The organism is Paenibacillus rhizolycopersici (assembly GCF_014947195.2).
GTDB lineage: Bacteria > Bacillota > Bacilli > Paenibacillales > Paenibacillaceae > Fontibacillus > Fontibacillus rhizolycopersici.
Genome location: NZ_JADCNN020000011.1, coordinates 92,941 through 114,623, shown reverse-complemented (window position 1 = coordinate 114,623; position 21,683 = coordinate 92,941). Strand labels below are relative to the sequence as shown.

Here is a 21,683-nt window from a genome sequence, read left to right as displayed (position 1 = left end):
TCCTTTACATCAAAGTAAGGATAGTATAAACTGGGCACAAAATAATAAGTAGTACGCACTATTTAGATAGGTACTACCCGAAAGGATAGTGTAAAGATGGGAACGGCGGATTACCAAGGCGAAGGTAACATTCACGAAACACCGTTTGGGTATACCCTGTCAGTCATCGGCGGGAAGTGGAAAATGTTGATTATATACCTCCTGGCGGAAAACCAGCCGGTTCGCTTCAATGAGCTAAAAAGACGGATCGGCCCAATTACTTATAAGATGCTCAGCTCCCAACTTAAAGAACTGGAAGCGGATGGTCTGGTGGATCGGAAGGAATATCCGCAAGTCCCTCCTAAGGTTGAGTACCGGCTAACCCCGAAAGCAGAAACCCTTATCCCCGTGATGGAACAGTTATGCGATTGGGGAAGGAGCAATTTATGAAATTGGAGCGATTGATCTCCATTGTCTACAAACTGCTAAATCATGACGTTTTGTCTGCAGCCTTGCTAGCCGAAGAGTTTCAGGTTTCCCAAAGAACGATCTATCGGGATATCGATGTGCTCTGCGCGGCAGGCTTCCCGGTTGTTGCGTACCAGGGAACCAAAGGCGGATACGGCATTATGGACGGTTATAAGATGGACAAAAGCTTGCTCGGTACCTATGATGTGGCCTCCCTCATTACCGTGTTGAACAGTCTCTCCTCCGTATTTGAAGACGAACGCGCGCAAGGAACCATCGAGCGTTTGCAAACCATTGAACCGGAATATCGGATGCCAAGCCTGTCCGTGGATTTGGAGACTCGTCGGACGGCTTTCGGCGTGCTCCCTCTTCTGCGCTCGGCCATTACCCAGCGAAACCTCGTTCGCTTCGAGTACATCAATGCTCAAAATGAACGCCGGACTCGCGAACTGGAGCCGCTGCGCCTTCATTTCAAATTCGGCAATTGGTACGTCTACGGATATTGCCGTTCACGTCAGGATTATCGGGAATTCCGCTTATCGAGAATGTTGAATGTGATGCTGACGCAGGATACGTTTGGGCCGCATCTTGAAGCCTTGGAACAGAACGATATCGGTCAGAAGACTTGGGAGGATAAGGATCAGATGGAAGACGTCGTGATCCGGGTCCGTCCCGAGGCGTTGGCGGATGTGATGGATCATTTTCAGTTGGCGGAGAAGCAATTTCACGACGATGGGAGTATGACGGTACGCATATCCGTGCATCAGCCCCTTAACGCGCGCTGGCTTTGGTCCATTCTGCTTAGCTTCGGCAGCGGCGCCGAGGTCCTTGAACCCTTGGGGCTTCGCGACATCGTCAAAGAACAACTTCAAAAGGCGCTTCAACTTTATGAAGAAGTATGACAGTCTGTTGTCATACTTCTTTTTTTATAATCAGGACATCAACAACTAAAGGAGAGATTCGAAAATGACAACGATTCCAGAAGAGATGTACAAATATCACACTTGGGCAAACCAAACGATCCTGGGAAGAATCCGGGAGCTCCCTCCTTCCGTATTAAGCCAAGAAGTCAACACCTCGTTCCCCACTTTGGCCCATGCCCTGAGCCATATCTATGCCGTGGATCAAATGTGGTATCTGGTGCTAACCGGGATGGAGATGCCGGAGGCCTTTCAAGCTACTCGTCCGTTAAACGAACGTGTCCTGGAATCCCTGGATGATTACGCCCATGCTTATAACGAGTTAGCCGAACAGTTCAGCACCTGGTTCCAAGGCCAACCCGATATGGAGCAAAGCGTGCTGTTAAATAATCCGTTCGCCGGTCCTCGCCAAACTCGCCTGTCGGAAATGGTGCTGCATCTCGTCAATCACGGATCGTATCACAGGGGGAACCTATCGACCATGCTGCGTCAGCTCGGCCACGCTTCCACCATGAACGACTATGCGCTGTATTGGTATCAGGAACCAGCGGCAACTCGGGGTTAAAACGATGGACATCCATCATTTGCTTCCGGTGAAATCAAGAGAAGAACTGAGGGTATGGCTGCAGGAGAATAGCCGGACTGCGAATTCATGTTGGGTCGTAGTGAGTATGAAGCGGGCTCCGGATACCTTGTTATATTTGGATGCGGTCGAAGAAGCGTTGTGCTTCGGCTGGATCGACAGTACCAAGAAGAAAATCAACCCAACAGAGACAGCCCAACGGCTGTCTCCTCGTAGGTTAAAGAGTTCATGGACGGAATTAAATAAAGCGCGGGTTCGTCGCCTGGAGAAGCTGGGGCTCTTGACGGATGAAGGACGAAGGGTTCTTCCTGAGATGGATCCCGATTCCTTTCAGATCGACAGCGTGATCGAACAACGGTTGCAAGAAGATCCGCAAGGATACGAGAACTTCCTGGCTTTCCCGGAGCTTTATCAGCGCATTCGCATCGACACGATCCAAAGCGTCATCCACCAGCCCGAATTATTTCAAAGCAGACTGGATAAATTCATAAGCCATACAAGAGCTAATCAAATGTATGGGCAATGGCATGATCATGGGCGGTTGCTGGAGGACTAGCGGATTCGACTAACGATTCACTCGGAAGTCACCTTAAAGATTTCTTGCTGCTGGGTTATCCCATCGCAGTTAGACAACCGCTTACTTTGCTTAAGCGCCTCATTCTATCCTCCCTGAAAAAGACCTGAACTCTTATTGAACGTTAGAAAACTTGCGAGAGTTGTTCCGATACGTCGTCGGGGATATCCCCTTCTTGGACGTGAACTGTTTGATGAAATAGGTGTCATATTCAAACCCGGTCGCGCGCGCAATATCGTTGAGGTTCATATCGGTGTGGGTTAAGAGCTCACATGCCACCTTCAATCGATAAGAAAGCAAGTAGACCATCGCGGTCGAACCGCATCTCTCCTGAAACAGCTTATTTAACGTTACGCGATTCAAATGGGCGGTCTCCGTCAAGTCCTCCAGCGTTATCTTCCTGGAATAATTCGTGTGGATATACTCTAACACTTGGTCCACTGGGGAGGGTTCGCGATATTGATTCAACTCCTCCAGCAAGCCTAGTATCTGAATGAGATATTTCTTAATGCGACACGCCCACCGCTCATCGCTTTGCGCCATTACTTCCATGCCAAGCACAAAAAACCATTCAAAGATATGCGGATAGGCGCTTGCGGTGAGTCGGGGGATGCCTGGATAAGGATCCTCTCTTCGAAACAGCGAAAGCCCGGTTTGGATGCTGGGGGCCGACGGAAAATACATCTCCGTTTCGGATAACCTAACGCTGTTCAGGAAATCAGGATGAAAATGAAAGGCTTGAGCAGCCACCTGGTGCATGTCTGTCACGTTCAGCTCATCGTGTTCAGCCAAGCATAGGACAGCTGGAGCAACTAGAGAGATGGGATGTTCGTTTAAGGTCCCGTGCATGCTTCCGGAAGTAATCAAGACCAGTGCCCGCCGCTCTGGACAAGGAAGTCGCCTTAAATCCTCTTTCGGGACAAACTCAATGTTAACGGTTCGGTTCTTGTATCGGTCTAATAACGGCATGGCCTCACCTATCAAATCGTATAGTCAGATCCTTCATATATGCCAGTGTATCACATCTTTTGGGGGGATATAATGAACGATGTAGCAAGAGAAGGAGGAAAACCCTATGGCACTAGAGCCCTTTCACATTCACGTTTCCGAAGAAATCTTGGACGATTTGAAGAACCGGCTCCATCGCGTACGTTGGCCCGATCAACCCCATAACACCGGATGGGACCGGGGCACGGAACGATCGTATTTGCAATCCTTGGTGTCCTACTGGAAGGATCAATATGACTGGCGAGCCCAAGAAGCCAAGCTAAACCGTTTCTCCCAGTTCCGCACTCGCATCGATGAGATCGACATCCACTTCGTGTATGAGCGCGGGAAAGGACCAAACCCCCTGCCCCTGATTCTCACCCACGGGTGGCCCGACAGTTACCTTCGTTATGAGAAAATCATCCCGCTGCTTACCGATCCGGTCAGTTACGGCGGCCGCGCGGAGGACGCTTTTGATGTCATCGTCCCCTCCGTGCCCGGATTCGGGTTCTCCAGCCGCCCTGCTCGTCCAGGTATCAACAACTCCCGTGTCTCAGACATATGGGTGAAGCTCATGACCGAGGAGTTAGGTTACGAGAAGTTTGCAGCTGCCGGCGGGGATATTGGCTCCGGAGTGACCCGATATCTGGCCGCAAACCATCCCGAGCTGTTGTACGGCATCCATCTCACGGACATCGGGATTATACGAGCACTCATGAATGCAGCGGATGAGTCAGGACTTTCCGAAGAAGAACGGCGATATCAACAAGCGGCTACGGCATGGGTAGCGCAAGAGGGCGGCTATATGTCCATCCAATCGACACGCCCTCAGACGTTAGCTTATGGCCTGTCCGACTCCCCCGTCGGATTAGCCAGCTGGATCCTTGAGAAGCTCCGTGCCTGGAGCGATTGCAACGGAGATCTCCGGCAGCGATTCACGGAGGACGAACTACTCACACATATCATGATTTATTGGGTCACGAACACGGTTGGATCGGCTGCCGAGATGTATTATGAAAATGCTCATACGCTGCCGCCCCTAGGTTATATCACAGTTCCGACCGCGCTTGCTTTGTTCAAGGCGGATATCTTACCCCCGCCCAGAGAATGGGCTACGCGCCATTTGAATGTAACCCGTTGGACTTCCATGCCCCGAGGCGGTCACTTTACCGCCATGGAAGAACCGGAGCTGATGGCTGAGGATATCCGAGCGTTCTTCAGGACGTTCCGAACAATACGCCCTGCCCAATTCCATGGATAATCCAAATTCAAAGAGGCTAACCGCTTGGTTAGCCTCTTTGGTGTGGAACTTCCTATGTTTAACCCTTTTTGCACTCCAGCAACCGGTCTTATTCCGAACATTTGGGTTCACCCGAGGTCTTGCGCGGCCCATCCGGGCTCATCTACGCGGATGGCCCCTTCTCCAATGAGCGTCTTTAACCTTGCCTCTAGCGTTGCGAGTTCAGCGACGCCGATTTGCTCTTCCCAATTCTTACGCAGGTCATCGAAGATCGCTTCCCCCTGCCGCATCACTTCAAAGCCGAGAGGGGTCACTTGCAGCCGTTTGCGACGTGCATCTTGCGGGTCCGATTCACGCGAGATGTAACCTCGGTCGAGAAGAACGGCGATGGTCTTCGATGCCGCCTGCTTCGAGACCGACATCCGACGACCCAAATCCGAGGCGCTATCGGCACCTGCTCCAATCGCTCGCATCGCGAAGTCATGAACAGGACGAAAATCGTCATACCCGCGAGCGGCCAGTTCAACCATAGCAGCATCAACAAGCGTACGGTAGCCTCCCAGGAGGAGGAGGGCAAGATCAGCTCCAGATCGAGACATAAGGGATCCTTCCTTTGTAAGCGTGTTTCTATTTACTTTACCCCATCGCACCCTCCTTTTCCAGTATTTTTTGCTTGTTTATCAACCTAAGCTTAAGCTCTGTCGACACTCTCAAGGAAGTCGAGGATCGTCGTCGATAGAGCCGTCGGCGCCTCCATAGCAACGTAATGACCAACGCCCTCAAGTTGCACAGATTGGATCATCCCGGTCGTGATCTGCCTTACGGTACTCTCGGTAAACGTTCCACCGCCAGCACCTACAGCCAGGACCGGCATGGTCAATGGATGTGTTTGGGCGATTGCCTTAATGCTGTCGCCTTCCGTGAGCATGGACTGGTAGAGACCGATCGCTCCACGCCAGCCGCCCGGACGAGAGTAAGTACGGACGAACTCGTCAATGTCCGCATCCGTGATCGCTCCCTGAACTGCGATCATGGAAGGAAAGGCCCATTCCCCCAGGAACTCCCTTTCGTGGTTGACAAGGAGCATTTCGGCGATACCGGGTGCTGCCAAAACGCCAATATGCCATGAGCCGCCATGCGTGATGTCGCCCAAGCTTTCAAGGCCGAATCCGGCAAGCCCCATCTCGATGGCGGTGAAACTGCGAACATCTTCCGGATGCATGGCAGCGAGTCGGAAGACCGTTGCTCCGCTAATATCTTGCCCCGTGAGGTGCACCGGACCTATGCCGAGCTGCCCGATGAGTTGATGCAAATCCTCAGCAGAAGTCGTGCTGTCATAATCCCCCTCGTCATGGCTTGAATCACCGAAACCGCGTAAATCGACCGCGAATACCCGATGGTTTAAGGCAAGTAAAGGAATGAGTTTGTGAAACGTCCACCAGGTCTCCGGGAACCCGTGGATCAAAAGGATCGGGGATCCGGTAGTCCCAGCGGACACGTAATGAATCGTGGCACCGTTAACGTGCGCGGTGTGATGCGTAATCCCAGGAATCAATGTGTTTGATGTTGTACTGTTCATCATTCTTCCTCCTCATTTAGACAACCAAGTTGTCTTGTTTGTTTCCAATATAGTCAACTAGGTTGTCTATGTCAAGTGGTTTTTCAACTTCGAAGAGCAATACAACACAAAAAAGCTAACCGTTTGGTTAGCCTTCTTGTGGGGTGCTTTCTATGTTCAACCCTTGTGGCAAGATTCAAAAATATCATCAATCAGCTTCAAGACCTTGCGAACTTCCTCATTCTTCACGATCGGCTCTGCCCCTTCGCGAACGACCTCATAGAAGTTTTGATAGAACGGGACGAAATCCGCTTTGGCTTCCGGGAAGGCCAATTTCTCGGTGGCTTCTTCCGAAGGAGGCGCCATCGTTTTGGTGAGTCCCACACCCGCTTGAATTGGTGTTGGAGCCGCTACATCCTTGCGACCGGTAGCCGCGATGATCTCGCCGGACAAATCCCAATCGTTAATCTTCGCGGTTCCTTCAAGACCCTTCACATACCAACGAGGGAGCTTGGTATAGTTGGTGGTCCCTACCTCGACTAGTGCTCTCACGCCATTTTCGAAGGTGATGTAGCTCATGAATCCGTCATCCACTTCATCGCCCAAGATATAACTCAAATCCGAGTGCACGCTTTGAACGGGACTATCGACCAGCCAAAGCAGTTGATCCAGCAAATGGACTCCCCAATCGAGCAGCATGCCGCCGCCGTGTTTCTCCAAATGGCGCCAATCGCCTGGGATGCCATTGGCTCCTTGAACACGGGTTTCAATTTGGAAGATGTCCCCGATCGTCTTGTTCTGATACAACTGACGAATGATCAGGAAATCCGGGTCCCACCGACGATTCTGGTGAACCATAAAGACGTTTCCGGTCTCTTTGGCAACCGCCAGAATCTCGTCGAGCTCATCGGTATTCATCGCTACAGGCTTTTCGCAGACCACATGCTTACCCGCCCGCAGAGCTCGGATCGCGATTTCTTTATGCGAATCATTAGGTGTCGCAATCAGAATCGCTTCGATGTTGCTATCCTTTAAGACTTCATCCAGGCTTTCATAAATATGAAGGCCTTTCCCTTTGGAGATTTGCTGTCTTTCTCCGGAGATATCATAGGTCCCCACCACATGGAAACGAGTGCTCTCCGCAGGGATCAAGTTGTGGGCATGGTAAGAACCCATACCGCCATAGCCGATTACGGCGAAATTGATGATTGACATCGCGTTAGCTCCTTTACGCCCACCACATGGCTGAGGGTTGTTCATGAATCATGATCGATTTCAAGTTGGTAATGGCACGGGTTAAACCTTCGTCAACCGACATAATTGGATCCTCATGCTCAATGCTTAACACATAATCGTAACCATATACGCGCAAGGCGGAGATGATATCCGACCATACCTTCAAGTCATGGCCGCAACCTACCGAACGGAAGGTCCAGGCCCGAGTCTTCACATTCCCGTAGGGCTGCATGTCGGTTAAGCCGTACATATTGATGTTATCCTGATCCAAATAAGTATCCTTCGCGTGGAAATGGTGGATCGCACCGGCCTCCCCAAGAATCTTGACGGCAGCGACCGGATCAATCCCCTGCCACCACAAATGGCTTGGATCCAAATTGCAGCCGATGGCTTTGCCGGTCGATTCCCGCAGCTTCAACATGGTGTAAGGCGTATGCGCCAGGAAGCCGCCATGGAGCTCAATCCCGATCTTCACGCCCGCCGCTTCGGCCTCCGTGTTGATCTCTTTCCAATACGGAATCAATTTATGTTCCCATTGGTACGTGTAGCTGTCATCATATTCGGTTGGCCAAGGCAATACCGGCCAGTTGACTTGGGTATCCGCCGCGTTCCCACCCGATACGCCGGAGAATCCATTGACAACCGGAACGTTCATTAGGCTTGCCAGCTTGATTGTCTTACGCAGTAATTCGTCCGCTTCTGCAGCCACTTCTTTAACCGGAGAGATCGGGTTGTTATGGCAGCTGAGTGCGGAGATCTCCAAGCCCTTATCGGCTAATTTGGCGAGATATTCTGTTCTTGCTTCACTGCTTGTCAATAACTTATCGATATCCAAGTGCGCGTTGCCCGGATAGCCGCCGGTGCCAATTTCCACCGTCTGCAATCCCTTCTTGGCAACCTCCTCGATCATCTCATCAAAGCTTAATGCGTTAAACAATGGCGTAAATACACCCAGTTTCATCGACAATCACTCCTTATTTTTCGCGTGCTTCATAGTGACCATAGACAGGATACCCATTTTGGGTTGGAGCGCACCAACGAATCCCGTTCTTGATGACCTTCTGCACTTTCTCGTGATAATAACTTGGATAGGTTTCATGTCCAGGTTGGAAATAGAAGATCTTCCCGTTTCCACGGCGGTAAGTACAACCGCTGCGGAAGACTTCGCCCCCAGGGAACCAACTGATAAAGACCAATTCATCCGGTGCCGGTATATCGAAATGCTCGCCGTACATCTCTTCTTTGTCCAATTCGATGAAATCGCCAATTCCCTCTGCGATCGGGTGGCTCGGGTTTACGTTCCAAATGCGGCAGTGTTTCCCGTCTTCCCGCCATTTGAGGTCACAGGAAGTGCCCATGAGTTTCTTGAAAATTTTCGAGAAATGTCCCGAGTGCAGCACAACAAGCCCCATGCCTTCAAGAACCCGTTTATGCACGCGATCCACGATTTCATCCTGCACTTCATCATGCGCCATATGTCCCCACCAGATCAGGACATCGGTGTCCTCCAATACTTCTTCCGTCAAACCATGCTCCGGTTCGTCCAAAGTCGCTGTCTTCACCTTGAACTGGTCTTCGCTCAAGAACTTCGCCAGTTGCCCGTGAATGCCCTCCGGATACATGTCTTGAACGGCTTTGTCGGTTTTCTCATGCCGAAATTCGTTCCATACGGTTACTTGAATCATGGATATCTCTCCTTGATCTTATAGGTACACGGGTTCACCGGTCTTCGAGGATTTATAAATCGCTTCTAGGATTTCCGTAACCACTAAGGCTTCCTCCGGCTTCACGACAGGTTCGGTATCATTTAGGATGGCTTGAATCCAAGAATGGGCTTCAAGAACTTCCGGTCTCTCCCCTGCACCATCGTAGAAGGCAACGCCCCCGGTTTGCAGTTCAATCTTCTTCTCATACAACAAGCTGTGATCTTCGCCGTTGATGGTCAAGCCGTTGTTCATATCGGCGCCCGCTTTAGTTCCGCAGAGCGTCGTTTTGGCTTCTTTCACATCCAGGCTGTTCAGGGCCCAGCTGGACTCCAGGAAGATCGTTGCCCCGTTCTCCATCACCACAAATCCAAACGCGGAGTCTTCCACGGTGAATTTCTCAGGATCCCAAGGTCCCCAAGCATTCGCAGCATTAGGCGTTTGGGATAAAGCATGATACGTTTTCCCAACCACGTATTTCGGCTTGTAGTTGTTCATCATCCAGAGCGTCAGGTCCAACGCGTGCGTGCCGATATCGATCAATGGCCCCCCGCCTTGAGCTTCCTCATCCAGGAACACGCCCCAGGTTGGAACGGCACGGCGGCGAATCGCATGGGCTTTTCCAAAATAAATCTCTCCCAAACCGCCTTCTTCGCAAAATTGATGCAGATATCTCGAATCGGTCCGGAAACGGTTCTGATAACCGATCGTTAGTTTCTTGCCGGTACGCTTGGACGCTTCAATCATGCTTCTGGCTTCTTCAGAGGTCTTCGCCATCGGCTTTTCGCACATGACGTGACAGCCTGCTTCCATCGCTGCAATCGAAAGGACGGCATGCGAGGAGTTTGGCGTACATACGTGTACGACATCCAAATCCGTATTGGCTAACATGGTCTTGTAATCCTCAAAAACCTTGGCATCCGGGGTTCCGAATTTCGCTTTTGCTTCTTCGGCGCGTTCAACGATGATATCGCAGAAAGCCACCATTTCCACTTCTTCAACCTTAGAAAGAGCTGGCATATGCTTGCCGCCTGCGATCCCGCCACATCCGATAATTCCAACTTTTAATTTCATCATTTACCTCCTGAAAGCGTTTCTATTGTTGAATTCATTATAGCCAAATCTGAAGCGGCTTTCTTCCCGCTTTTCTCGCAAAAAACTCCTGAATATTGCGCTGCCTTCGCCCAAAAAACAAAGGGTTTAAACGAGATCCACTCGTTCAAACCCTTTATTTTCAAGGCTTATTCAGATTTTTACGATACTGCAGCGGCGATTGCCCAACCTCATCCTTAAACACATGATGGAAGGTTTTTACGCTGGCAAACCCGGCTTTCTCGGCGACCTCGATCATCGGAATATTTTCATTGGCCAAAATGAACTTCGCTTGATTTACCCGATACTCCGTCAGGAACTGCATGAACGTTTGTCCCGTATTGGTCTTGAAGAAACGCGTGAAATAATACGGGCTGAAGCCCACGAATTTCGCAACGTCTTCCAGCGTAATGATTTCCCGATAACGATTCTCCACATATTCAAAAACCTGATTTAGCATATCCAACGTTTCTTTGTGTTGAATGGCGGATCGTTTCGTAGGCACTGCAGGGGTCGACCGCCTTGGCAGATGCAAATAGAATTCCCCTATCAATTGATACAGATACCCGAGTGTCAAATAATTCATCCCGACGGGTTTACTCTCTTCGACCTCATACAGGTGAACGAGCAGCTCCGTAGCTTTCTGAGCAAGCGACTGCGGCCAGTTGCGGCTCAGCGGCTCTCCCGATTCAAAGAGACTCAACAAGGAATCTTCGGAAACCCGCAAGATTCTCTCATCGAACAACATCAGGTTAAACTGATAAACATATCGTTCACTATCCGGCGAAGCCAGGAAATAGTGGGCTTTTCCGCTGGGAAAGAAGAAGATCTCCCCTTCCTCTAACTGAACGATATCTTCATCAACGCCGATGTTCACCTTGCCTTTGCGCGAATAAATGATTTCGATTTCTTTATGCCAATGCGGATAGACAATCGTCATTCCGTCATTCAAAAACGTTCGAAAAGGAATGGAATCCTCGAATTCCGGGATTTCCAAATAGTCGCTCATACACCCGTTGACTCCCTATGCGTTGTATTTTACATATTCAGATTGATTATAAGGGAGAGCCCTCCACGGGACAACCTAGTTCCTTAAATATCTGACGTGCTGCGGCGTCAACAGGCAAGAAGACCTGGAATTGCGGATACGCCTGGTTCTTCACGGAGACTATAGTCATTTGCTTCCACCAAGCGGCTAACGCTTGCCACAGTTCTTATGTCGCCTAAAACTACCGTTTTACGATTCTAACGCTTACTACAAGGCTTATCCCCCTACTTTGCTGCCATTTCACTCGGTTTTTGCGCAAATAGCGTGTTTCAGCGTCGTTAGATATTCGGGAGAACGAATTTTGCCAAAATAGCATCGCTCACCCGCGTTAGCGCCAAGGTGTATGTACGGATTGTGACGATCCATCCACTATCGCTAAAGCAAAAAGGCCGACTCGCTCTGATCTCAGAGGAATCGGCTTGTTCTTAGTTGGTCTTGAGCCTGACCGGAATGAAGGCTTCCATTTGAGCCGTCCCCGTCGCCTTAATCACTTCCGGAGGCGTAATGATATGTCCCATCGCATAGTGATTCGTCCTTTGGTCCAGAACGAAATTTTCGGATTGCTCAATCCAGGCCAAAGCCTCATGATACAACCGGTCATTTGCTTCGTGGTCACCGTCTTTGTAATGATAGGTGAGGTAGGAACCGCCTTCAAAGTCCATCACCTCAAAACCTTCGGCGTCCATCTCATCGGTCAAAGCGTACATCCACACGAGGCCTTCCTTCTCCGCGTCATAATACAAGAAGTCTCTTGGCATGAAACCATCCCGCGGCCCGGGTTTCAGTTTGGAGAAGTAGGCATTGAATTTGCCGAGGACTCCATTTTCCGAAAAATCAGCGTTCTTATCCACCCCGGAAGATACCGCCTTAAACGGTGGGATCGAAATGATTCGAAATGGCATCGTTCGCCCTCCTTAACTTAAATAGATGCTCATATTGCAATCCACCAAAATACGCCAAATCGATCGATCACATTCGAGCAATAGGTGTTCCAATCGCACGGCCCCGGTGGGTCGATGACCGTACCGCCTTCTTGTAGAATGTCATACGCCTGCTGGACCGCTTCCTCGCTCCCCATGTCGTAGACATTGAAAGCCATAGTCTGCCAAGTCGTTTTGGGGCCGGTATCGCAATCCTTCGGCGCTTCGCTGACGGCCATGAACAGCTGACCGTCTCGCATCAATTCGCAGTGCATGTACTCATTTCCCGCTTCATTCTTGATTTCAAGTACTTTCTCTAATCCAAACGCCCGACAATATCGATCGACCGCATCCAAGCTGCCTTTAACATAAACCTGTGAACTGATTTTCAGAATAAGCCCTCCTCTGCTTGAGCAAGTGCTTTGGGACTGACTCATCGATCGCTCATCTTGCTTCTCCTGATCGTAGCCTATCGTTCCAGCATCTACCATATCATTTTTCACTCGGTGTATAATGACGATTTACCATATTCTTGTCGATCAGTTCCTTGTATGGTATTATTTATGTAACAAGACCAAGTACGGCTAACACTTGGCCTCGACAATTGGCTTGGATGGGATCACTTCTAAGTCTATAATACGGAAAAACCCACCTTCGGCTCTAACCTTGGGGTGGGTTTTTACTTTCTCCTGATTCATGACTACGAATAAATCTCGTCAACCATCGCTCGAAGCTCTTGGCAATCGATCGCTGTTGCTTCCAGTGGTGGATAGTTCTGAAACTCCTCTTGTTCCACAATTAACCATGGGATATCCAATCGTTTAGCCACCTGGACATACTCTTTCATCGGCAGAACGCCGGAGCCAATCTCCGTGCTTTCTCGAGGAGAATCCTGCATATCTTTCATGTGAAAAAGACCAATCCGATCCTTATGCGCCTCTAACCAAGGAAATGCATCCACACCGGAATCAGCCAGCCAATAAAGATCCACTTCCAGATTGATATGTTTCGTACGTTGCACCATATCATGCAGGATGTCAAAACCAGGGATCTCCGTAAACTCATTGGCATGATTATGATAGTAAAACTCGAAACCATCCGCCGCCGCCTTCTTCGCAATCTCCTCCATCTCGGCAATGAAAGCTTGCCAAGCTTCCAAAGTTTCGAAAGTGGCATAAGGGATAACAATACGAGAATTTCCGATCTCCTTTTCGAAAGCCAGCGTTGTCTCAAGATCATTCTGCAGGGCTTCAAAAGAAAGATGAGAAGCTGCAACCCGAAGTCCCAGTTCCTCCAGATAACTCTTCACTTCCGCAGCGCTTCTTCCGTGATAGCCGGCAAATTCAACGCCATCATAGCCGCTCCGTTTCACTTCTTTTAACGCCTCATAGAAGTTGTCTTTGCATGCATCCTGAATACTCCATAGTTGCAAGGCAATTTGGGGTTTCATTGAATCTCCTCCTTTCTCGAGATAATTATAGCTAAATCAGATCCCACAATCTTCCCGCTTTTCTCCCGAAAGCTCCTGAATCATGCGCTTTAACTTGGTGTCAGGAGCATACTAAACAAACAAAGCAACCAGCCTCTCAACTTGAATATGGTAAAGAGGTTGGAAACCTGACGCCTTAAGGAAAGCTACGTGCTGAAAAATATTACTGATTCTTATCTTTCTTTAATATCAATTCCAACTTTTTAATTATTTCTTTGCTATAAAGATTTTGCCTATGCATGCTTCGATCGATACTTATTAGTAGGGCAACAATAAAAACAACTATTACTATAATTATGATTTCCATAAAAGCCTCCGTCTGCTCATAGTAAGAAATTCATTATCTAATTAAAAAATGATCGGTGATTGGGTTCCTTCTATTGCTTCTTCCAACATTATACCTACTAAAGTATTTAATAAATCAGGTTTTTCACCAATAACTAAAGAATATCCACCATTTCTATATTTATATTTATTTAATTCAGAAAGAAAATCCTCAGTATTCCAATTTATAAGATTTAGATTCAAATTGTCATTGATAATTCGATACGATAACGTTGACAAGGTATTTGTAACTCCATCTTTTTCATAAAATAAACCGTTGCCTCTCTTACTATTTGATTCTATTATCGTTTTTTTTATTTTCTCATTTAATCTATTATTTGTCGGCATATCCTGATTCCGAACTAATTCACTGTAATAAATATACAACAAATGTGATTGTTCCAAATCAGTTGTGACTAACTTATTTCCAAGCATGGCCGTATACTGTTCAAGCCATTGATCGGGCACCCTATCCTTGAGCTTAAATACCTTATAGAAATAATATCCCTGGTTCAGTGATAATTCTACAATTTCATTTTTGCTAAGATTCTTTTCTAAGTTATTTATAATTGAATCATTATAGCTTTTTGTTGTATTTAACATCAAAAAACTATAAACCTCCCTCCAATCAACTTCATTAAGGGTATTGCTCTTTAAGTTATTAGTAATCTTAGTGTATAACTCTTTAAAAGTCTCATCTGTAACTTCTTCACCGAAATAGTTCATGATATATATGGAAAAGTACGAAAAAACACTAGGGATTTCGGAATAAATTCGGTAAGCTGAGTACCCTCCCGATACTGTTTCACAATTTTTGAGCCTTTTTATAACTGTCTCTCGATAAGGTTCAATATCATTACCTACTAGAAAGTTAGCTTTGAGTAAATAATATAATTGCATATTAGATAGATTATCTGTATTACCTAATAACACAGCCAGAGCTTTATTCACATTGCTATCCTTACTATACTCACAAAATATTTCTAGCAGTTGATACATTTCCCATAAATCACCTTTTTCATTTAAAATACTAATAATTTTCTTTCGTATTATTTCTAGAAATTCGACAGAGACTTGATAATTATAGTTATTCAAGTAGAGAATAGGATTGCTAACATGAATCCTATCGATCCTTATCGCCTTAAATCTTTGCTCTATATTAGATCCAATATAATTTCTCAGTGTAGGTTCAATATTTATTGTTTCGATTTTAGATAATTCTTTGTAAAGAAATAATCCATCTTCATATTTTTCTTCTGTTGTTGAAACCATACTCTCGATACTTAAATCTAACATATCAAGTTCTTTCTGTATTTTATCCGATATACTTTCTGTATTAGCATTAACTACTTTTGCTGCCTTGAATAGGTTTATTAATCCCCATATATCACTGGTTTTTTCTATTTCGCTCCGAATAAATTTTTCTGTATTTCTGTTCTCTATTTTTAAGTTGTACATTTTTGAGATTTCTAACAAATAGGTTGTTTCGTAAATATCAGCAGTGCTAAAATATGTATCTGAAAAATCCACATAAACTTCGCCATCTCGATGTCCCATGTTGACTAGATCTAAAGTCTTTTGTTTCCATTCATTGTCATTAATTCTAGCTGTTTTTACAGTACTACAACCTACTAACACTAGGATAAGCATAATAATTACCGTTAGTTTGCATTTGATCAAAACCATTCACTCCTCCGATCTATCTCCCAGGTCATAAAAAGGGTGCAAGTTTAGTGGACTGTTTACCGTGTTCCACTTGACTTGCACCTTTTATATTTACTTAATTAGCATTTCCCTATTCAGAATGAAGGATCATAGAAAGTAATAGTCGCAAGAGTGGTATCAGGTGAGGAGTAGCTGTATTTTTTCATCGTGCTAGAAGATGAAAAAGCGGCTCTGATGGTACTTCCACTTGAATTAGCATCCCAGGTTTGTGTTGTAATCCAAGTGTCACTATCCTCAGTACTAATGGAAGCAGAGCCACTAGCAGCACCTGAAAAAGATGCCCCTTTTAGATTCCCACTGATTGCTATCCCTGTTGCGGTAAAGGTTAAACTATTTTTAAGATTATTAACCGAATATGGGGTGCTTGCTGTCCAATAAGATCCCGACTCCCCACTCCAATCAAAACCGCTCCCGAATGTGACATTTGCAAGTTCAACAGTCAAATTTGCAATATGACCTGTCTCGTGAGAACTCTCGTTCATATGAAAGATTTCGTCACCTTCATGCGCAAACCAGACCGACTTGTTAACATCGAAAGTTCCTATAGTATCATTAGGCGCAATCACTAAGTGTTCTCTTGTTCTCACAAGAGATTGTTTCATTTCTTTTAGCACCTGCTTCTTGTCTTCATATTTGGCTGCTTCAATTTTCTCATCAAGAGATCTAATAGTTTCGTTAATTTGATTAAGATTTGCTTGAACTTTAAAGTGAGCATCCTCATTTTCAACATCCTGTGCATTCGAAACAAGTGGGAAAGCTAAGACTAATGATAGAATAACTAGTAGAGCTACGAATCTTTTCTGAGTTTTCATTTGAAATTACCTCCATATTTTTATTGTTTTTACCACTTTCTACCTGAATATCCCATATAAAGTTATATGTTGTCAATATTTTATTTTTTTAGTATGTTGTATTAATTGGTCAAACAAATAGTATTTTACTAAACTCGAGGTGTTGAAATGATTACAATCAGACCGCTCGAACCCCATGAGTTCGACTTTTTCACAGATATGCACTACGAGTCCATTCACATCCCGCAGGGAAAGCCACCTAAACATGAGCTTTTGAATGTTCCGCATCTTAAGAAGTATCACGAGGATTGGGGGCGAAAAGGAGATCGAGCGTTTGTGGCCCTGAAGGAGGATCAACTTGCGGGGGCGGCATGGTACAGATTGTTCGACGAGACGAATCCTGGTTATGGTTATGTCAACAGCGAGACGCCGGAGTTAGGCATTGCCATCCATCCGGATTTTCGAGGGATAGGAATCGGAAGAACCTTAATGAATGAAATCATCAAGCAGGCAGCGAGCGACGGATACCGATCCCTTTCCCTGAGCGTCGATCCCGAGAATACTTCCGCCGTGAAGCTATATCAACATTTAGGATTTTCTTATTACGGCATTTCCGGTACTTCCTGGACCATGATCATCGATATCCTCTCACTTGATTCATGAGGCAATTTACGGAAGCGATCCCCGCATCAACGACGATACAAATTAGCTAATTCCATATTGATTCCAACGAAATATTTAGCTAATATAAAAATATAATTAGCTAATTGGAGGTGGAGATCATGCAAGTATCTTCGACGGATATGCAAAATAACTTCGGGAAATATTTAAAGTTTGCAGAAGCTGGGGAGGAAATCATCGTTACGCGAAATGGGAAGGACGTTGCTAAGCTCAACGCACTCGCTGCAGCCAGTGAATCCGTGCTAAGAGAGAGAGCAGCGAGTTATCATGCCGGGAGCGAATGGGTATCGTACCAAGATTTCCTCGAGTTGACGGAGACGTCGGAACAACGTTACGAGTTGATCGATGGTGTCGTGTATAATCTCGCTTCTCCTTCCTTCAACCACCAACTTGCCGTAAATGAACTCCATGGTACGTTTTATACTTGGTTTAAAGGAAAGCCCTGTACGCCGCTAACTTCCCCATTCGATATCACACTAGAGAAGGAGGAAAACAACACTTGCGTCGTACAACCCGATCTCGTAGTCATTTGCGACAAGGATCGAATCGACGACAAAGGCAAATACATGGGAACTCCACAATTGGTCGTTGAAGTATTGTCCCCCTCCACGCGGAGCAAAGACCTGGTCAAGAAACTCGACTTGTACAGCGTATGTGGCGTGAAGGAATATTGGATTGTGGATCCGATGAAAGCACACGTATTCGTCTACTCACTGGAGGACAGCAATATTACGGACATGACCGTATTTTCAAACACCGTGGATGCCTATGTAACCTCCCAGCTATACCCGGGTTTACAAGTATCGATCCAAGACTTATTCGCTTAATAGGATAGCCCAAGTCGATAGTTCTCCACCGAAATCCCCTCCCGTTTGCGATTCACGCGATTTGCATAAGCTATAACCACGACGACTACGCCGGATGGCGGTAAACGGGAGATCGAGCACCATGACATGGTTTGAAACGACGGGAACCATTACCTACTTTGAGACTTGGGCCATCGCCGAATGCCCGAAGGACATTATGAATTATTATGGGCATTGGGTGTATCGGACCCATCATATGAAGTTGAACAAGCCTAAGTTTGGCAGCCACATTTCGATTATTCGCGGTGAAGACGTGGATCCCGAACGAAAAATAAGGCTCTGGGGCAAATACGCCCATCAGCCCCTCACCTTTGCTTACTCCAACGAAATGGGCCATAATGCCGAGCATTACTGGCTTCCGGTCTGCTCTCGCGAAATGGAGCAATTACGGACCGAACTTGGCTTGCCCAAGGACCCTCCGTTTGGGTTCCATCTTACCCTCGGGCGAATTCCTCACTGACCTTCACCTTCGATCCTTTCTCCTTCTCCCCCTCCGGCATCTGAAAATGACGAAGGAGCAACGCGAAGAGCTGATCTACCATCTCAGCCGGAGAATACGGCATCCCCTCCTCGACCCACCATTCCATCAGACTTACAGCGCCGGAGGCTAGAAACTGTACCTCGACCTCTCTGCTTATACCAGAAGGGATGCCATTGGTGCTCAGATAATCCGTGATTCCTTGCCGCATGAAAACCATCATCCGTTCGCGGAACACAGGGTTCCCTTTGCCGGTGATTAAAATGGAATAAATCGGCGCATGGGCCCCCAAAAATTCGAACGTTTGAAGCAGCAGTTCTCTGGCTGATCCCGGAGTCATCTCCCCTTCCGACTGACAGCTCTCAACCAGTTGCTGTAAATAGGTCTCGATGCATTGTTCCTGCAGGTCGAACTTATCCGTAAAATGCAGATACACCGTACCCCGATTCACATTCGCACGTTCGGCGATATCGTTAATCGTCACTTTGTCAAAACCCTTCTCGCCGAGCAATGCGACGAATGCTTCCATAATCGCCTGCCGCGATTTCATAATTCTACGATCCATGTGATTCTCTTTCCTCCTAATTCCCCAAATGAACAAAACCTCGCCCATCTGTTGATTTATCAACAAAACCGAAGCAAATTAACGATTGATGCCTAACTAACTACAATGCTAAGGTAATTCTATTAAATCATCGTTGATTATTCAACAATTGTTGATTAACAAGAGAGGGTGAAATCACAACGTGAAGGTATTAGTTTATGGAGCGGGAGTATTAGGCAGCTACCTGGCTCATGTTTTGATTCGAGGAGGCAATGACGTTTCTGTAATGGCCCGAGGTGCTCGAGCGGATGAATTTGAGCGGGATGGAATCGTTCTGCGCCATTATTTTCAACGAAAAACAACGGTAGATCCGGTTCGCGTCATTCGGACGCTGGAGAAGGACGAACTCTATGACCTGATCTTTGTCGTAATGAAATATACGGATTTCCGAGCGGTGCTGCCGATCCTAGCCGGCAACCTCAGCCGTAACCTCGTGCTGGTCGGCAATAATGCAGAAGCAAGGGAAATGCAAACGGAGCTGATCGAGCAAAGTGAGACGGAGAAAAACATCGCTTTCGGTTTCCAATTATCCGGCGGTCGCCGGGAACCGAGCAGAACCGTAATTATCCGCAGTCGGGGCCAGATGGTGCTTGGCGGGTTGGACGGACCGATTTCTTTTCAAGCTGAGCTTAGGCAAGCCTTCGCCAAAACCAAATACAAAATTACCACCCACGAGAACATGGACGCCTGGTTAAAAAGTCATATCGTACCGATTCTGATGCTTAATTATCTACCGCAAATCCACGACGGCCAAATGAATAAGGTTGCCCGTGACGGCAAGCTCATACACCATGCGGTAACTGCCATGGGTGAAGGCTTCCACGTGCTGGAGACGCTTGGTTATCCTCTGACCCCTGCCGTTCAAGCTTCGGTCATTCGCAAGCACAGACGTCTTGTTCAAGGATTCCTGAAAATCTATCACCTGCTTCCGGTCAGCCGGATGATCGATGGCAACTTTGCCGAAATCGAAGCTTTGGCCGAGAAGTTCCACGAATGGTCGGCGCAAGCCAAGGTCAATACCCCTCATTGGGATGAACTGAACAGTAAGCTACGCTTAAAAAAGGCTGGCGAATAATCGCCAGCCTTTCATTTTTAATCCAAACTTGCTGTGTTCAAGAGAGGGAGCTTTTCTCCCCTGCGTTGCTTGGCGTAATCCGCCGTGGCTGTAAACAGCACATCGGAGGAGGAGTTCAGCGCTGTTTCGCATGAATCCTGCACAACCCCGATAATAAACCCTACTCCGACGACCTGCATGGCGATATCATTAGAAATTCCGAACAAGCTGCAAGCCAAAGGGATGAGCAAGAGCGAGCCGCCGGCCACCCCGGAAGCGCCTGCCGCGGAAATCGCCGACAGCACGCTCAGCATCAGCGCCGTACCGAAGTCCACTTGAATCCCTAGTGTATTCACGGCTGCCAGCGTGAGGACCGAAATCGTCACAGCCGCCCCCGCCATATTGATCGTCGCACCTAATGGAATGGAGACCGAATAAGTATCCTTGTTCAACTCTAATTTTTCGCACAAACGCATATTCACGGGGATATTCGCCGCCGAGCTTCGCGTGAAGAACGCCGTAATCCCGCTCTCTCGCAAGCAAGTAAACACCAGCGGATAAGGATTACGTCGAAGGTTCATGTAAACGATCAACGGGTTCACAACCAAACCGATAAACAACATGCACCCAACCAATACGAGCAGTAACTTTCCGTAACTCAGCAAAGAGGCTAAGCCGCTGGCCGTAATCGATTCATACACCAGTCCAAGGATCCCAAACGGCGCTAGTTGAATGACCCACTTGACGATTTGCGATACGGCGTCGGACGCTTGAGTGAGTAGGCTCTTCGTGTGATCGCCTGCCCCTTTCAAGGCAAACCCAAGCAGGAGCGCCCAGGCCAAAATGCCGATATAATTGGCATTCATCAATGCACTAACCGGATTGTCCACGATATTAAGCAGTAGCCCTTTGAGAACTTCGACGATCCCTCCAGGCGGAGTCAAACCTTCGGTTGCCCCAGCCAAGGATAAGCGGACGGGGAACAGATAACTGAATGCCACGGCGGTTGCCCCAGCCAGGAACGTACTGATCCCATATAGAATCAGAATCGATTTCATATTGGTTTGGCGCCCTTTTTGATGATTCGCGATCGCAGCCATCACCAACAGCAGCACCAGGAGCGGTGCAACTGCCTTTAGTGCCGATACGAACAACGTGCCGAGCAACGCGATCCCACTGGCTTTCGGCACGATTAACGCCAAGAGGATGCCAACCACCAATCCTGCTAAGATGCGTTTTACAAGGCTAATACGATTCCATTTGAGTAGGATTGCCTTCATGTTTCTCCCCCGTTTTCTTATGATGTCGCTTAGAAGCATAGCGATAGTATATCACGCTTCATGGACACCTGTCCTCCTGGTGG

General features: G+C 47.4%; 24 protein-coding genes. 9 read left to right on the top strand and 15 right to left on the bottom strand.

The window, feature by feature from the left end:
• Positions 1-96 precede the first annotated feature (96 nt).
• From IM700_RS13735 to IM700_RS13720, 4 genes are all read left to right on the top strand, one after another.
• Entirely contained in the window at positions 97-429 is a 333-nt protein-coding gene (locus IM700_RS13735) for a winged helix-turn-helix transcriptional regulator (protein ID WP_155607929.1), read from the top strand.
• Positions 426-1,349: a helix-turn-helix transcriptional regulator gene (locus tag IM700_RS13730; protein WP_193416131.1), complete on the top strand. Its 924-nt coding sequence runs from the start codon at positions 426-428 to the stop codon at positions 1,347-1,349. Before IM700_RS13735 ends, IM700_RS13730 begins: the two co-directional genes overlap by 4 nt.
• 64 nt (positions 1,350-1,413) lie before the next feature.
• Positions 1,414-1,932: a DinB family protein gene (locus IM700_RS13725; protein ID WP_193416130.1), complete on the top strand. Its 519-nt coding sequence runs from the start codon at positions 1,414-1,416 to the stop codon at positions 1,930-1,932.
• 4 nt (positions 1,933-1,936) lie between these two features.
• On the top strand, positions 1,937-2,506 hold the full coding sequence (locus tag IM700_RS13720; protein ID WP_193416129.1) for a YdeI/OmpD-associated family protein: 570 nt from the start codon (positions 1,937-1,939) through the stop codon (positions 2,504-2,506).
• Positions 2,507-2,638: 132 nt separating this feature from the next.
• On the opposite strand, the gene IM700_RS13715 is transcribed toward IM700_RS13720, so the two are convergent.
• Positions 2,639-3,493, bottom strand: a complete 855-nt coding sequence (locus tag IM700_RS13715; RefSeq protein ID WP_155607925.1) for a helix-turn-helix domain-containing protein — start codon at positions 3,491-3,493, stop codon at positions 2,639-2,641.
• Between the two features lie 106 nt (positions 3,494-3,599).
• On the opposite strand from IM700_RS13715, the gene IM700_RS13710 reads away from it, so the two are divergent.
• On the top strand, positions 3,600-4,772 hold the full coding sequence (locus IM700_RS13710; RefSeq protein ID WP_193416128.1) for an epoxide hydrolase family protein: 1,173 nt from the start codon (positions 3,600-3,602) through the stop codon (positions 4,770-4,772).
• A 107-nt stretch (positions 4,773-4,879) separates the two neighbouring features.
• Here the strand turns inward: IM700_RS13710 and IM700_RS13705 are convergent, their stop codons facing one another.
• From IM700_RS13705 to IM700_RS13650, 12 genes are all read right to left on the bottom strand, one after another.
• The gene (locus tag IM700_RS13705) at positions 4,880-5,350 is read right to left on the bottom strand and encodes a MarR family winged helix-turn-helix transcriptional regulator (RefSeq protein ID WP_193416127.1); all 471 of its coding nucleotides are present in this window, start codon (positions 5,348-5,350) and stop codon (positions 4,880-4,882) included.
• Between the two features lie 92 nt (positions 5,351-5,442).
• Positions 5,443-6,330, bottom strand: coding sequence for an alpha/beta fold hydrolase (locus IM700_RS13700; protein WP_193416126.1), 888 nt, complete (start codon positions 6,328-6,330; stop codon positions 5,443-5,445).
• 156 nt (positions 6,331-6,486) lie between these two features.
• Positions 6,487-7,524, bottom strand: coding sequence for a Gfo/Idh/MocA family protein (locus tag IM700_RS13695; protein WP_193416125.1), 1,038 nt, complete (start codon positions 7,522-7,524; stop codon positions 6,487-6,489).
• A gap of 13 nt (positions 7,525-7,537) precedes the next feature.
• Positions 7,538-8,506 (bottom strand): sugar phosphate isomerase/epimerase family protein, encoded by a 969-nt coding sequence (locus IM700_RS13690; RefSeq protein WP_193416124.1) that lies wholly within the window; start codon positions 8,504-8,506, stop codon positions 7,538-7,540.
• Positions 8,507-8,519: 13 nt separating this feature from the next.
• On the bottom strand, positions 8,520-9,230 hold the full coding sequence (locus tag IM700_RS13685; RefSeq protein ID WP_193416123.1) for a ThuA domain-containing protein: 711 nt from the start codon (positions 9,228-9,230) through the stop codon (positions 8,520-8,522).
• Positions 9,231-9,248: 18 nt separating this feature from the next.
• Positions 9,249-10,322 (bottom strand): Gfo/Idh/MocA family protein, encoded by a 1,074-nt coding sequence (locus IM700_RS13680; protein WP_155607918.1) that lies wholly within the window; start codon positions 10,320-10,322, stop codon positions 9,249-9,251.
• 160 nt (positions 10,323-10,482) lie between these two features.
• Entirely contained in the window at positions 10,483-11,349 is an 867-nt protein-coding gene (locus IM700_RS13675; RefSeq protein ID WP_155607917.1) for an AraC family transcriptional regulator, read from the bottom strand.
• 464 nt (positions 11,350-11,813) lie between these two features.
• Entirely contained in the window at positions 11,814-12,290 is a 477-nt protein-coding gene (locus IM700_RS13670; RefSeq protein ID WP_193416122.1) for a GyrI-like domain-containing protein, read from the bottom strand.
• Positions 12,291-12,319: 29 nt separating this feature from the next.
• The gene (locus IM700_RS13665) at positions 12,320-12,799 is read right to left on the bottom strand and encodes a VOC family protein (protein WP_204801155.1); all 480 of its coding nucleotides are present in this window, start codon (positions 12,797-12,799) and stop codon (positions 12,320-12,322) included.
• A gap of 209 nt (positions 12,800-13,008) precedes the next feature.
• Entirely contained in the window at positions 13,009-13,758 is a 750-nt protein-coding gene (locus IM700_RS13660) for a sugar phosphate isomerase/epimerase family protein (RefSeq protein ID WP_193416121.1), read from the bottom strand.
• 387 nt (positions 13,759-14,145) lie between these two features.
• Positions 14,146-15,801 carry a hypothetical protein gene (locus IM700_RS13655; protein WP_193416120.1) on the bottom strand — a complete coding sequence of 552 codons (1,656 nt, stop codon included), beginning with the start codon at positions 15,799-15,801 and terminating at the stop codon, positions 14,146-14,148.
• A gap of 119 nt (positions 15,802-15,920) precedes the next feature.
• Positions 15,921-16,658, bottom strand: coding sequence for a hypothetical protein (locus IM700_RS13650; protein ID WP_193416119.1), 738 nt, complete (start codon positions 16,656-16,658; stop codon positions 15,921-15,923).
• A gap of 147 nt (positions 16,659-16,805) precedes the next feature.
• Between IM700_RS13650 and IM700_RS13645 the strand changes: the two genes are divergently transcribed.
• The 3 genes from IM700_RS13645 (at position 16,806) to IM700_RS13635 (ending at position 18,644) form a co-directional block, all read left to right on the top strand.
• Positions 16,806-17,300, top strand: coding sequence for a GNAT family N-acetyltransferase (locus tag IM700_RS13645; protein WP_193416118.1), 495 nt, complete (start codon positions 16,806-16,808; stop codon positions 17,298-17,300).
• A 119-nt stretch (positions 17,301-17,419) separates the two neighbouring features.
• Positions 17,420-18,145 carry a type II toxin-antitoxin system prevent-host-death family antitoxin gene (locus tag IM700_RS13640; protein WP_193416117.1) on the top strand — a complete coding sequence of 242 codons (726 nt, stop codon included), beginning with the start codon at positions 17,420-17,422 and terminating at the stop codon, positions 18,143-18,145.
• 121 nt (positions 18,146-18,266) lie between these two features.
• Positions 18,267-18,644 carry a hypothetical protein gene (locus tag IM700_RS13635; protein ID WP_193416116.1) on the top strand — a complete coding sequence of 126 codons (378 nt, stop codon included), beginning with the start codon at positions 18,267-18,269 and terminating at the stop codon, positions 18,642-18,644.
• Here the strand turns inward: IM700_RS13635 and IM700_RS13630 are convergent.
• Positions 18,619-19,227 (bottom strand): TetR/AcrR family transcriptional regulator, encoded by a 609-nt coding sequence (locus IM700_RS13630; RefSeq protein ID WP_193416115.1) that lies wholly within the window; start codon positions 19,225-19,227, stop codon positions 18,619-18,621. The genes IM700_RS13635 and IM700_RS13630 overlap by 26 nt on opposite strands.
• Before the next feature lie 181 nt (positions 19,228-19,408).
• Between IM700_RS13630 and IM700_RS13625 the strand changes: the two genes are divergently transcribed.
• Complete coding sequence (locus IM700_RS13625; RefSeq protein ID WP_193416114.1) at positions 19,409-20,341, top strand: ketopantoate reductase family protein; 933 nt, start codon at positions 19,409-19,411, stop codon at positions 20,339-20,341.
• 17 nt (positions 20,342-20,358) lie between these two features.
• Here the strand turns inward: IM700_RS13625 and sstT are convergent, their stop codons facing one another.
• On the bottom strand, positions 20,359-21,600 hold the full coding sequence (gene sstT / locus IM700_RS13620) for a serine/threonine transporter SstT (RefSeq protein ID WP_193416113.1): 1,242 nt from the start codon (positions 21,598-21,600) through the stop codon (positions 20,359-20,361).
• Positions 21,601-21,683 lie beyond the last annotated feature (83 nt).

Excerpts from the sequence above, each read along its gene's own strand:
- IM700_RS13635 (WP_193416116.1), top strand. The coding sequence starts at position 18,267 with ATGACATGGTTTGAAACGACGGGAACCATTACCTACTTTGAGACTTGG.
- IM700_RS13730 (WP_193416131.1), top strand. The coding sequence starts at position 426 with ATGAAATTGGAGCGATTGATCTCCATTGTCTACAAACTGCTAAATCAT.
- IM700_RS13715 (WP_155607925.1), bottom strand. The coding sequence starts at position 3,493 with ATGCCGTTATTAGACCGATACAAGAACCGAACCGTTAACATTGAGTTT.
- IM700_RS13630 (WP_193416115.1), bottom strand. The coding sequence starts at position 19,227 with ATGGATCGTAGAATTATGAAATCGCGGCAGGCGATTATGGAAGCATTC.
- IM700_RS13665 (WP_204801155.1), bottom strand. The coding sequence starts at position 12,799 with ATGGTAGATGCTGGAACGATAGGCTACGATCAGGAGAAGCAAGATGAG.
- IM700_RS13725 (WP_193416130.1), top strand. The coding sequence starts at position 1,414 with ATGACAACGATTCCAGAAGAGATGTACAAATATCACACTTGGGCAAAC.
- IM700_RS13660 (WP_193416121.1), bottom strand. The coding sequence starts at position 13,758 with ATGAAACCCCAAATTGCCTTGCAACTATGGAGTATTCAGGATGCATGC.
- IM700_RS13640 (WP_193416117.1), top strand. The coding sequence starts at position 17,420 with ATGCAAGTATCTTCGACGGATATGCAAAATAACTTCGGGAAATATTTA.
- IM700_RS13720 (WP_193416129.1), top strand. The coding sequence starts at position 1,937 with ATGGACATCCATCATTTGCTTCCGGTGAAATCAAGAGAAGAACTGAGG.
- IM700_RS13680 (WP_155607918.1), bottom strand. The coding sequence starts at position 10,322 with ATGAAATTAAAAGTTGGAATTATCGGATGTGGCGGGATCGCAGGCGGC.
- IM700_RS13710 (WP_193416128.1), top strand. The coding sequence starts at position 3,600 with ATGGCACTAGAGCCCTTTCACATTCACGTTTCCGAAGAAATCTTGGAC.
- IM700_RS13670 (WP_193416122.1), bottom strand. The coding sequence starts at position 12,290 with ATGCCATTTCGAATCATTTCGATCCCACCGTTTAAGGCGGTATCTTCC.
- sstT (WP_193416113.1), bottom strand. The coding sequence starts at position 21,600 with ATGAAGGCAATCCTACTCAAATGGAATCGTATTAGCCTTGTAAAACGC.
- IM700_RS13705 (WP_193416127.1), bottom strand. The coding sequence starts at position 5,350 with ATGTCTCGATCTGGAGCTGATCTTGCCCTCCTCCTCCTGGGAGGCTAC.
- IM700_RS13690 (WP_193416124.1), bottom strand. The coding sequence starts at position 8,506 with ATGAAACTGGGTGTATTTACGCCATTGTTTAACGCATTAAGCTTTGAT.
- IM700_RS13685 (WP_193416123.1), bottom strand. The coding sequence starts at position 9,230 with ATGATTCAAGTAACCGTATGGAACGAATTTCGGCATGAGAAAACCGAC.
- IM700_RS13695 (WP_193416125.1), bottom strand. The coding sequence starts at position 7,524 with ATGTCAATCATCAATTTCGCCGTAATCGGCTATGGCGGTATGGGTTCT.
- IM700_RS13735 (WP_155607929.1), top strand. The coding sequence starts at position 97 with ATGGGAACGGCGGATTACCAAGGCGAAGGTAACATTCACGAAACACCG.
- IM700_RS13645 (WP_193416118.1), top strand. The coding sequence starts at position 16,806 with ATGATTACAATCAGACCGCTCGAACCCCATGAGTTCGACTTTTTCACA.
- IM700_RS13650 (WP_193416119.1), bottom strand. The coding sequence starts at position 16,658 with ATGAAAACTCAGAAAAGATTCGTAGCTCTACTAGTTATTCTATCATTA.
- IM700_RS13700 (WP_193416126.1), bottom strand. The coding sequence starts at position 6,330 with ATGAACAGTACAACATCAAACACATTGATTCCTGGGATTACGCATCAC.
- IM700_RS13675 (WP_155607917.1), bottom strand. The coding sequence starts at position 11,349 with ATGAGCGACTATTTGGAAATCCCGGAATTCGAGGATTCCATTCCTTTT.